This window comes from Enterococcus sp. DIV1314a, assembly GCF_051713805.1.
Classification (GTDB): Bacteria; Bacillota; Bacilli; order Lactobacillales; family Enterococcaceae; genus Enterococcus_I; species Enterococcus_I aquimarinus.
The window spans coordinates 198,404-209,280 of the sequence record NZ_JBIOQP010000001.1 but is presented as its reverse complement, the minus strand read 5'-3'; the positions used below and the strand labels follow the sequence as shown (position 1 = coordinate 209,280).

General features: G+C 37.3%; 8 protein-coding genes, 3 tRNA genes and 1 rRNA gene. 10 read left to right on the top strand and 2 right to left on the bottom strand.

What is annotated here, in order from left to right:
- The first annotated feature begins 13 nt into the window (after positions 1-13).
- The 6 genes from rrf to IGI68_RS01005 all read left to right on the top strand — a co-directional run bounded on the left by rrf (position 14) and on the right by IGI68_RS01005 (position 2,721).
- Positions 14-129: ribosomal RNA gene (gene rrf, locus IGI68_RS01030) — 5S ribosomal RNA — on the top strand.
- Between the two features lie 51 nt (positions 130-180).
- Positions 181-254 (top strand) — tRNA-Asn (locus IGI68_RS01025).
- A gap of 68 nt (positions 255-322) precedes the next feature.
- A complete protein-coding gene (locus IGI68_RS01020; RefSeq protein WP_438729618.1) occupies positions 323-964 on the top strand; it encodes an HAD hydrolase-like protein in 642 nt (213 codons plus the stop codon).
- Between the two features lie 80 nt (positions 965-1,044).
- A tRNA-Thr gene (locus tag IGI68_RS01015) sits at positions 1,045-1,117 on the top strand.
- Positions 1,118-1,210: 93 nt separating this feature from the next.
- Positions 1,211-1,284: transfer RNA gene (locus IGI68_RS01010), tRNA-Asn, on the top strand.
- 687 nt (positions 1,285-1,971) lie between these two features.
- A complete protein-coding gene (locus IGI68_RS01005) occupies positions 1,972-2,721 on the top strand; it encodes an acyl-[acyl-carrier-protein] thioesterase (protein WP_438729615.1) in 750 nt (249 codons plus the stop codon).
- A gap of 33 nt (positions 2,722-2,754) precedes the next feature.
- On the opposite strand, the gene IGI68_RS01000 is transcribed toward IGI68_RS01005, so the two are convergent.
- Positions 2,755-3,723 (bottom strand): asparaginase, encoded by a 969-nt coding sequence (locus IGI68_RS01000; RefSeq protein ID WP_438729612.1) that lies wholly within the window; start codon positions 3,721-3,723, stop codon positions 2,755-2,757.
- Between the two features lie 164 nt (positions 3,724-3,887).
- On the opposite strand from IGI68_RS01000, the gene IGI68_RS00995 reads away from it, so the two are divergent.
- Positions 3,888-4,730, top strand: coding sequence for a Cof-type HAD-IIB family hydrolase (locus IGI68_RS00995; protein ID WP_438729609.1), 843 nt, complete (start codon positions 3,888-3,890; stop codon positions 4,728-4,730).
- Between the two features lie 128 nt (positions 4,731-4,858).
- On the opposite strand, the gene IGI68_RS00990 is transcribed toward IGI68_RS00995, so the two are convergent.
- Positions 4,859-6,208, bottom strand: coding sequence for an aspartate kinase (locus IGI68_RS00990; protein ID WP_438729606.1), 1,350 nt, complete (start codon positions 6,206-6,208; stop codon positions 4,859-4,861).
- A 292-nt stretch (positions 6,209-6,500) separates the two neighbouring features.
- On the opposite strand from IGI68_RS00990, the gene IGI68_RS00985 reads away from it, so the two are divergent.
- The 3 genes from IGI68_RS00985 (at position 6,501) to thiI (ending at position 10,721) form a co-directional block, all read left to right on the top strand.
- Positions 6,501-8,222: a septation ring formation regulator EzrA gene (locus IGI68_RS00985; RefSeq protein ID WP_438729603.1), complete on the top strand. Its 1,722-nt coding sequence runs from the start codon at positions 6,501-6,503 to the stop codon at positions 8,220-8,222.
- A gap of 142 nt (positions 8,223-8,364) precedes the next feature.
- Positions 8,365-9,507: a cysteine desulfurase family protein gene (locus IGI68_RS00980; protein WP_438733172.1), complete on the top strand. Its 1,143-nt coding sequence runs from the start codon at positions 8,365-8,367 to the stop codon at positions 9,505-9,507.
- A gap of 11 nt (positions 9,508-9,518) precedes the next feature.
- Positions 9,519-10,721, top strand: a complete 1,203-nt coding sequence (gene thiI, locus IGI68_RS00975; protein ID WP_438729600.1) for a tRNA uracil 4-sulfurtransferase ThiI — start codon at positions 9,519-9,521, stop codon at positions 10,719-10,721.
- The last annotated feature ends 156 nt before the right edge of the window (positions 10,722-10,877 follow it).

Sequence of the window (10,877 nt, the reverse complement as noted above, 5' to 3'; positions counted from 1 at the left end):
AATAATTAAATAGTGTGGTGGCGATAGCAAGAAGGATACACCTGTACCCATGCCGAACACAGAAGTTAAGCTTCTTAGCGCCGATTGTAGTGAAGGGTTTCCCTTTGTGAGAGCAGGACGTCGCCACGCAAATTTCATTTTCAATTTATTGAAAGTGAAATGATAAAAAGTAACACTTATTCCGGCATAGCTCAGTTGGTAGTAGCGCATGACTGTTAATCATGATGTCGTAGGTTCGAGTCCTACTGCCGGAGTCATACTAAAAGAGCATCCTATCTTGGGTGTTCTTTTTTGTTACAGATAATAATGGAGGTATCATGAATTGAAAAAATCATATATTTTATTTGATTTAGATGGCACGATTATCGAACCAAGTCAAGGGATTTTTCAGTCCATCAATTATGCAATGAAGAAAATGAATCGTCCAGAACTCTCTCTGTCAGTCTTAAAGACTTTTATTGGCCCACCACTAGAAGACTCTTTTAGAAGCTTAGGAATGACCGCAGAAGAGGCGAAAGACGCTATTTTTTATTACCGTGAGTTTTATCAAGAAACGGGTATTCATTTATTTACAGTATATGAAGAAATTGAAATGGTTTTAAAGACGTTGTCACAAGAAAAACAAATTTATTTAGCTACGTCTAAGCCTGAAGTTTTTGCTGAAATTATTTTAAAGAAATTAAACTTTCATCAATACTTTAGTGGAATATATGGTGCCAACTTAGAAGGTACACGATCACATAAAGCCGATGTGATTCGCTATGTCATGGAACAAGCAACGATTTCTGCCGTTGATCAAGTGGTGATGATTGGTGACCGTAAACATGATATTATTGGAGCGAATAAGAATAATATTGAAAGTATCGGTGTGTTATATGGTTTTGGTGATAAAAAAGAATTAGAAGATGCCGGAGCTACCAAATTAGCCACGGAAGTTAGTGATCTTTTAGTTATTTTAAATTAAATAAAATTAGTTATTGATATTACCTTATTGACTTTTTGTTTGAAATTAGGTATTCTATAAAATGTATTAATTAATTGATTGCCGCCTTAGCTCAGTCGGTAGAGCACCACCATGGTAAGGTGGGGGTCGTCGGTTCGAATCCGACAGGTGGCTTTAAAATTAATACTTGATTTTTAAATAACGTAATGTTATAATTAATTATCGTTTGAGGGAAGTATCTCCTTGATGACGTAATCAATTTATTATTCCGGCATAGCTCAGTTGGTAGTAGCGCATGACTGTTAATCATGATGTCGTAGGTTCGAGTCCTACTGCCGGAGTCTTAAAAAAGAAGTGTTTTCTTAATTGAAAATACTTCTTTTTTTGATGTGTAAGAAATAATAGCTCTTCGCCAAATGGTGTTGCTGGAAACTCGTGCTACCCTACACAAAATGGCCTTGCGGGTGGAGCTGTGAGACCGCTTTGAGCCTAGGTTCCTATGTTGCTGAAGCCCTTACCGAGAGTCACTCATATGTCGTCTTTGGACGCAGCCGACACAAGGCATTTTCTATGGTCCGCTAGCATCGACTCTCTTTTGGTGATTACTTTGTCAAGAATTGAATTAAATGATACAAGAAAGTAATTTAGCGATGAGACCATCATCAAAAAAATAAACGATCCGAAAAAAAGGGTGGAAGAATAACACGTGTTTCAGTCATCGATACTAAAAGTTATGCACCCTATTTATATACTCGAATGATTGGGCTATCGGTCTTTTTAATATTTTTCACTCGTATTCTAATCAGAGATATGATTTTTGAAAAATAGGAGCAAGAATTCTTTGCTAGAAATGAAATTTGTGAAGTTGTTTTAGAGTGTAATGATGAGGAGTAGAAATTCAACGCTATCTGTTTTTGAAAGAGGAATAAAGGGGTATTATCCGAGAATGAGAGAACAATGAAAAAGAGGATTGTTTTCTGTAAATAATAAAGGTAAAATAGAATCTATTGATGAAAGAGGTGGAAAACATGGGTTTAGTCTATGAAATGCCCCATGAAGTATCTTATTATGAGTGTGATCTGACAGGGACGATGACAGTCTCGATGTTAGTGGCGGTCGCCATTAAGTCGTCGGAGCAACAAAGTGCGCTATTCAATCGTGGAACCGATTATATTCATTCGATTGGTTTAAATTGGATTATTACTGATTATCGTATTTCGTTGGAGCGACTTCCTAAAGTGGGTGAAAAATTAGTCTTTAAAACAGAGGCGAAAACGTATAATCGCTTCTTTTGTTACCGAAATTTTTGGGTGTTTGATCAAAAAGGAAATTTACTCGTTGAAATTGAATCTGTCTTTGCATTAATGAATCAAACGACCAGAAAGCTTGCTCGGGTACAAGATGAAATTATTGCACCTTATGAGAGTGAAAAACAAACGACGATTAAACGAATGGAATCGATACTGCCCGTTGAAAAGGGTGAATCCATGATGATGACATCGCAATTTTATGATATTGATGAGAACAAACATGTTAATAATGCAGTCTATTTTCAATGGTTATTTTCTCCTTTAGGTTTTGATTTTCTAACGACGTTTGTTCCGACGAAAATTCGGGTTCGTTTCGAAAAAGAGATTTTGTATGGTAGCCAAAGCCAAAGTGTATTCGAAAAGAGAGAAGAAGATACTCATATAACAACTTTACATGAAATTTCAGTCAAAGATGAGATTTGTTGTCGCGCACAAATAGAATGGAAAAAAATAGAAACCTTAGATTAGGGCTTTACACCGCTTTTCCTAAGGTTTCTTTTCTTAATTTTCCATAAATTCACTTAATTGTGAAGGGGAGAGCCGATTATTTTGTGCGATGAGTAGCTTGAGGCGTGCTTTTTGACTACTAATATTGGGACAAAAAATAACCCCAATATCACTTAACTCTTTCCCGCCGCCTGGATAATGATAGACAGGTTCAGCGACACCATTAAAACAACGTGAAACGAGCACGACAGGTATGCCTTGTTTGATCATTTGTTGGAGTGGTTTCGTCGTCTCAGGTGGCAAGTTACCAGCCCCAAATGCTTCAATCACAAGTCCATCGATATTCGTTTGAGCTAGGGCATCTAGCAATTCACCGTGCATCCCGGCGTATGCTTTAACAATTGGGATTAAACCATCAACGGTTTTAACATCTAAGTGTGGATTTTCTAGCAATTTTTGTAAGAAAAAAATATGATTCTTATTGATTAATCCCACAGGTCCTAGCGTCGGACTTAAAAAAGTGGCAACGTTTGAAGTGTGTGTTTTTGTGACGTATCTTGCAGTATGAATTTCATCATTCATCACTACTAATACACCCATACTAACAGCTTCTGGATGGGCTGCTACGCGAATCGCACTCAAAAGGTTATAGAGACCATCACTGCCTAGTTCATTGCTGGAGCGCATGGCACCGGTAATGATAATCGGGACGGAGGTTTCAATTGTAGTATCCAGGAAAAAGGCTGTTTCTTCTAATGTATCCGTCCCATGAGTGATGACGATGCCGTCAAAATCTTCGGAAATTGCTTGTTGAATGCGTTCCTTTAATTGTAACATATGAAAAGGCGTAATGTGTGGGCTAGGTAAATTGAACATTTCTTCTGTATGAATAGTGGCTTCAATTGGAAGTGATAATGTCGCTTCCAACAAAGGGTGATGGAGTTTCGTTTGGATGACGCCAGTGGTAGGATCTTCTTGCATGGCAATCGTTCCACCCGTGTGTAAAATTAATAATTTTTTCATTTATGAGCACCTTGCTTTCTTAAAAATGATGGGCTAATAATATTGTAACGGATATTTTAAAAAAATGTGATTATATTTGATTCATAAGAGTAAAAAAAGGGTTTTAAACTTGAGTTTGATGAGTCGTGTTGGTATGATTAGTAAGAAAAAAAGGAGGTGGGAGAATGATTAAGGCTATTTTCTTTGATGTAGATGGTACGTTATTAGCAAGTAATGGAAAAGTTTTAAAAAGCACTAAAAAGGCCATTATACAAGCTCAAAAAAATGGCGTGTTATGTGGTATTTCGACTGGTCGAGGACCAAACAGTTTAAAGAAAATTGTGAAAGATTTAAATTTAGATATGTTTGTAACGTATAATGGTCAACTTGTCTATACGAAAGAGAAAATTATCTATGCACGAGCATTTGAGAAAAGTGTCATCAACGACATTGTAACATTTGCGAATAATCATTCTCGTCAACTCGTTTTTGGTGGTAAAACACGGACGGAAGGTAGTTTAACGATGCGAATTGGCGAATCTAGTTTTGTTCGGCAGATGATTCGTTTTATTCCAAGTCGCTTTCCAATTCGTCGAATGAAATTGATTTTACAAAAGTATAGTCCTAACAAACGTAAAAATCGGTATTCGAATTTAGCCATTTTACAGGAACCAATTTATCAATGTATGATGCTTGGGGCTGAGTATGAACATGAGAAATTACAAGCAGCGTTACCGAATTGTGATTTTCAGCGATCCAATCCGTTTGCGGTCGATATTGTACCTAAAGGCGGATCCAAAGTGAAAGGCATTCAATTCTTCTTAGCCGATCAAGGAATTTTATTAGAAGAGACGATGGCCTTTGGAGACTATTTAAATGATATCGAGATGTTACAAGCAGTCGGCTTAGGCGTTGCGATGGGAAATGGTGATCTTAAAACGAAAGTAAGTGCCAATTACGTGACAGATAGCCATGACCGCAACGGAATCGAAAAAGCGCTGCAACATTTTGATGTGATTGACAAGTAAGACGAGTAATTTGTAGAACGCACGGATTAGACTTTTTTGATAGGAAGATGAAATGATTCAAATATTGAAATCAATAAAAGAAGGAAAGCTAGACGTGAGTGACGTCTGTCTTTCCTTCTTTTTGGCAACTAATCAAAAAATGTGTAGTAAAGATTCCGAATGGCATCGACTTCTCGTTCTTTATGAATACCAAACATAATACTCACTTCAGAAGAACCTTGGTTAATCATTTCAATATTAATGTTTTTACGCGCCAATGCTGCTGTACTTTCGGCCATACTACCAACGCGATGTTTCATACCTTCGCCCACTACGACCACTAATGAAAGATCGTGTGTAATACGGAGTTCATCCGGATCGATTTCATAAGCAATTTTACGTAGTAGCTCTTCTTCCAGTTCTGCTGTCAATTGATTCGAACGTAGAATAATTGACAAATCATCAATCCCGGATGGAATATGTTCGTAGTTTAAATTAAAGTCTCTAAAGATTTCTAAAATACGTAAGGTAAATCCAACTTCACGGTTCATTAAGTACTTACTTAAATAAATCATGGAGAAACCTTCGTCGCTCGCAATTCCTACGACTGGTTTTTCTAGATTGGTTCGTTTAGTTGTAATGAGTGTTCCAGGATGACTAGGATTGTTTGTGTTCTTAATGACGACCGGAATATTTGCTTTAAAAGAAGGCATTAAAGCTTCTTCATGGAAAACAGAGAAGCCTGCATAAGCCAGTTCGCGCATCTCCCGATAAGTAATTTCGGTAATGGTTTCTGGTTCATGAACGTACCCTGGATGAGCGGCATAAATACCATTGACATCCGTAAAATTCTCATAAAGACTGGCTTTTACTCCACGAGCGACAATCGCACCCGTGACGTCTGAGCCCCCGCGAGAGAAGGTACAAATATTTCCATCTTCTGTATATCCAAAGAAACCAGGGATCACTAAAATTTCTTCAGAATGGGCCCATTGATGAATGGTTTGATAATATTTCGTAATCATTTGAGCGTTTTGTGGCTCGGGTGTTACGAAAATTCCCAGTTCCTGTGGATTAATATAACGTGCTGCCATTCCTTGTGCCCGCAAAACACTTGCAATGAGTTGAGCGTTGCAATTTTCACCGGTAGCTAAAATAGTATCTAGAAAGTACGGGTTGTCTTCAATTGCAAGGTGATTTAAATTCGTTAATTCATTTAAAATATCTGCTAAAATGATTGGTTCTACTTGGTACGGAGCAGCGATTTCGACGTATCGTTGATAAATTTTTTCAACAATATTGTCAATCGGTTGCTCTGCAAGACGTGCTTGGTAGACAGCAATGAGTAAATCCGTTACTTTTGTGTCTTCTGGTGTTCGTTTTCCTGGAGCTGAGACGACGACAAATCGACGTTCAGTATCAGCTTCAATAATGCGAACGACTTTTTCTACTTGTTGTGCTGTGGCGAGTGAACTGCCACCAAATTTTATCACTTTCATTCTAATCCTCTTCCCATCAATTTTTAATAGATTACCTTTAAAAACCAAATAAATCAAGTGTTTTTCAGCAAATTTTTGGGAAAATGAGAGGGATTTTACAATCATCTTGAAACTCGAAAATGAATTTCCAATAAATTTGTTTTTTTTGCTTCTTACTAGTGCTTGAAGAATTTCTTTGTGCTATAATTTAGCTTAGATGCTTTTTTTATGGAATATTACAATAATTAATTAAAATAATTTGTGACTATCACAATTTTTAAATCAATGCTGGAGTAAAATGGAGGAATTTTGAATGGAGAGTCAAGTAATCATCGGAATTGTCATCGCCATAATCGCAGTCGTAGCGGTTTTGTATGGGGTCGGCTTTTTTATGCGCAGGAAGAATCAAGAAAAGCTCAATGATTTAGAGAAACGGAAAGAAGAGCTGTTTGATTTACCTGTGATTGAAGAAGTAGACGAAGTGAAAAAAATGCACTTGGTGGGTCAAAGTCAAAATACCTTTAGAGAGTGGAGTCAAAAATGGACAGATCTCTCAACTGCCTCTTTTGCAGAATTAGAAAGTCAAATTTTTGAAGTTGAGAATCTCAATGAAACATTCCGCTTCCTTAAAGGACAAGCCGCGGTCAAAGATGCGGAAGAAACCCTTGTAATGATGGAAGAAGAAGTCAAAGTGATTCGACAAGGCTTAAAAGAGCTTCGAGAAAGCGAAGAACGAAATTCTTTACAAGTCCAACAAGCATTAGATGTTTATGAAGAATTGAAAAAGAATCTGCGTGAAGAAGGCGCTACTTACGGTCCGGCATATGCAGAGTTACAAAAACAAGTAAAGAATATCGAAATTGAATTCACACAATTTGTGACGTTGAATACTTCAGGCGATCCAGTAGAAGCGAGAGAAGTACTGGAAGAAGCAGAAAAACATACCTATGAATTACAAGACTTAATGAAACGTATCCCTGTCGTATATGAAGAGTTGAATAAAACCTTCCCGGCTCAATTGAAAGAAATTGAGGACGGCTATAAAAAATTATTGGAAGAGAAATTCAAGTTCCCTGAAGAAAATTTTGAAAATGACATTCACCGTGTCGCTCGCCGCATCGAAAATTCAACGGCTGATTTAGCTAAAGTTGAAGTTGCAGCAGTTGAAGTTGCGAATCGAGACACTGCACACGAAATTGATACGCTTTATACGGTTATGGAACGTGAAATTGATGCGAAGAAATATGTTTTAAAAAATCGTCAAGTGATTGAAGAGTATATTAACCACTCGATGAAAAATAACCGTCAATTACTGATTGAAATTGATCATACTTCGCAAAGTTATACGTTGAATCATAATGAATTAGGAAGGGTTCGTGGCTTCCAAACAGAGATTGATGAGTTGGTTCGCCGTCATGGTGCTTACTTACCGCAATTAGAGAGCAACGAAATTCCTTATTCTGAAATTCAAGGATTTTATAAAGATGCTTATCATATTTTAGATGATATCGAAAATCAACAAGTTGAAATTGATGAGTCTTTAAGAGAATTACGCAAAGATGAAAAAGTTGCCCAAGAAAAAATTGAGGCATTCGAACTTCAGTTACGTAATTTAAAACGTTTTGTTGAAAAACAACGGTTACCTGGTCTTCCGGGTGATTACTTAGAATTCTTTTTCTTAACAACTGACCGAGTGGAAGAATTAGGAAAATCATTAAATAAAATTCGAATCAATATCGATGAAGTCAATAAACTTGTAGCGATTTGTGAAGAAGAGTTAGTTATTTTAGATACCCGTACAAAAGAATTAGTCGATGCAGCTGCTTTAACAGAACAGTTAATGCAATATGCAAATCGTTACCGTCACTCTCATCCTGAGGTGAAAGCAGCGATTGAACATGGTTTAGTCTTGTTTAATGAAGAATATCGTTATCAAGATGCATTAGACGAGATTGCAACGAGCTTAGAGCGTGTCGAACCAGGAGCGTTTACCCGTTTAGAAGGGTTCTACTTTAATCATCGTGATTTAGTTTAACATTAAAACTATTTTGAATTCTTCTGATAGAAGTTCAAAATAGTTTTTTTATTGAGAAGAGGGAGGGCTTCAATCACTTGAAAGTACAGCTCTCAACCCCTATAATAAGAACGTATTTTAAATGAGGAAGGAAATGTTACAAATGATATATTTTGATCATAGTGCAACGTCACCGATTTACCCAGAAGTCTTAAATACTTATGTCCAAACGAGTCAACGGATTATGGGGAATCCTTCAAGTCTTCATGAGTTGGGAAATCAAGCCAATCGTTTATTGCAGCAGGCAAGAAAACAAATCGCCGACCTCTTATCGGTAGCACCAGGAGAAATTTATTTTACAAGTGGCGGGACAGAAGGAAATAATTGGGTAATGAAAGGCACTGCGATTGAAAAACGTCAATTTGGGAAGCATCTTATTCTTTCAAGTATCGAACATCCTTCCGTTCGTGAAACAGCGAAGCAACTTGAAACATTAGGTTTTGAAGTGAGTTTTGCTCCAGTTACGAATCAAGGATTTGTCGATGTCCAAGCGCTTGGACAGCTAATCAAAAAAGAAACCATTCTTGTCTCAGTGATGGCTGTTAATAACGAGATTGGCGCGATTCAACCGATTCAAGAAATCAGTCAGCTCTTAGAAAATTATCCTAAAATACATTTTCATGTGGATAGTGTGCAAGCCATTGGTCATGTAGCACAAGATCGATGGTTGACTTCCAGAGTTGATTTTGCGACTTTTTCCGCGCATAAATTCCATGGTCCGCGAGGTGTCGGATTTATTTATTGGCGACAAGGAAGAAAACTGGCGCCATTATTAACCGGTGGTGGACAAGAAAACAATGAACGGAGTAGCACTGAGAACATTGCTGGAATCGTGGCGATGGCACGTAGTTTGCGAATCGTATTTGAAAAGAATCTTGCGACGCCAACACATGTTTTACAATTGAGAAAATACCTTTACGATGCCTTAAGTCAATACAAGAAAGTCACACTTTTTTCTCAAGAAACGACTTTTGCTTCTCACATTCTTTGTTTTGGTTTAAAAGGAATTCGCGGTGAAGTCTTAGTCCATGCACTGGAACAAAAACAAATTTTTCTATCCACAACGAGTGCTTGTTCCAGTCGGAAACAACCTAAATATAGTACGTTATCACAAATGGGAGTACCAAGTGTTTCTGCGACGACAGCCGTCAGAATTAGTTTAGATCAAAGCAATACGATTGCCGAAGTCGAACAGTTTTTAATTGTGTTTCATCATCTATATCAAAAATTCGATAAAATTAGTTAGGGAGATTACAAGTGAAATATACAGAAATTATGATTCGTTATGGCGAATTATCAACCAAAGGAAAAAATCGCAGGACCTTTATTAACCGCTTAGCATTAAACGTTCAAAAAAGTTTAATTGATTTTCCAAAAGTCAAAGTAATAGCAGAGAGAGATCGGATGCATTTACTGCTCAATGGCGAAGATAGTGATGAAATTATTCCGCTACTCACGAAAATTTTTGGTATCCAAACGTTTTCACCAAGTATCCGTGTTGAAAAAGACATTGAAGTGATTAAGCAAACCGCACAAGCAATTATGCAAGAAATTTATACAGGCAAAGAAACGTTTCGAATTTCAACTAAGCGCAGTGATCATGATTTTATTCAAGACACAAATGAGCTGAATTTGACGTTAGGAAACGCGATTGTCGATATTTTCCCTGACATTAAGGCGCAAATGAAACAACCAGACATTAACTTACGCGTGGAGATTCGCGTAGAAGGTGCTTATTTGTCTTACGAAATGCTACAAGGGGCAGGTGGCTTACCAGTAGGTACAGCCGGAAAAGGAATGTTGATGCTCTCTGGAGGAATCGATTCGCCCGTAGCAGGGTACTTCGCAATGAAGCGTGGTGTCGAAATTGAAGCCGTCCACTTTGCGAGTCCTCCTTATACAAGTGAACAATCTTTACAAAAAGCAAAAGATTTAGCGAAGAAACTCACGCCGTATGTTGGTTCGATTCATTTCATTGAAGTACCGTTTACAGAAATTCAAGAAGAAATTAAAAAACATGTCCCACAAGGTTACTGGATGACGATTACAAGACGGATGATGTTACGCTTAACAGATGCGATTCGCCAGCAAAGAAAAGGCTTAATTATTGTCAATGGCGAGTCTTTAGGCCAAGTTGCCTCACAAACGTTACAAAGTATGGTTGCGATCAACGAAGTGACGAATACACCGATTATTCGTCCGGTTGCGACAATGGATAAGTTAGAGATTATTCAAATGGCAGAAAAAATTGATACCTTTGAATTGTCGATCCAACCTTTTGAAGACTGTTGTACGATTTTTGCGCCACCACAACCTAAAACACGCCCGAAACTTGAGAAAGTACCTAAATACGAACAACGTTTAGATATCGAAGGCATGATCGCGCGTTCGATGGCAAATTTGGTTCATAGTGATATTTCGGCTAGTCAAATAGAAGAAGATTTTTCTGATTTATTATAAACTTGTATTTTCAAGTTTAAAAAAGTAAAACTGAGAGATAGATAAAATTTTACGTTAGAAAGAGGAATTGCACTCTTCTTTCTAACGTTTTTTTATATGAAAGAATGAGAACTCGTTTAGATTTCAAAATAAAATCCTAGATACAAACTACTATAC

What these genes read in the sequence shown, in the direction of transcription:
- IGI68_RS00990 (WP_438729606.1), bottom strand. Translation starts at nt 6,208, where the DNA reads ATGAAAGTGATAAAATTTGGTGGCAGTTCACTCGCCACAGCACAACAA.
- IGI68_RS01005 (WP_438729615.1), top strand. Translation starts at nt 1,972, where the DNA reads ATGGGTTTAGTCTATGAAATGCCCCATGAAGTATCTTATTATGAGTGT.
- IGI68_RS00995 (WP_438729609.1), top strand. Translation starts at nt 3,888, where the DNA reads ATGATTAAGGCTATTTTCTTTGATGTAGATGGTACGTTATTAGCAAGT.
- IGI68_RS00980 (WP_438733172.1), top strand. Translation starts at nt 8,365, where the DNA reads ATGATATATTTTGATCATAGTGCAACGTCACCGATTTACCCAGAAGTC.
- IGI68_RS00985 (WP_438729603.1), top strand. Translation starts at nt 6,501, where the DNA reads ATGGAGAGTCAAGTAATCATCGGAATTGTCATCGCCATAATCGCAGTC.
- IGI68_RS01000 (WP_438729612.1), bottom strand. Translation starts at nt 3,723, where the DNA reads ATGAAAAAATTATTAATTTTACACACGGGTGGAACGATTGCCATGCAA.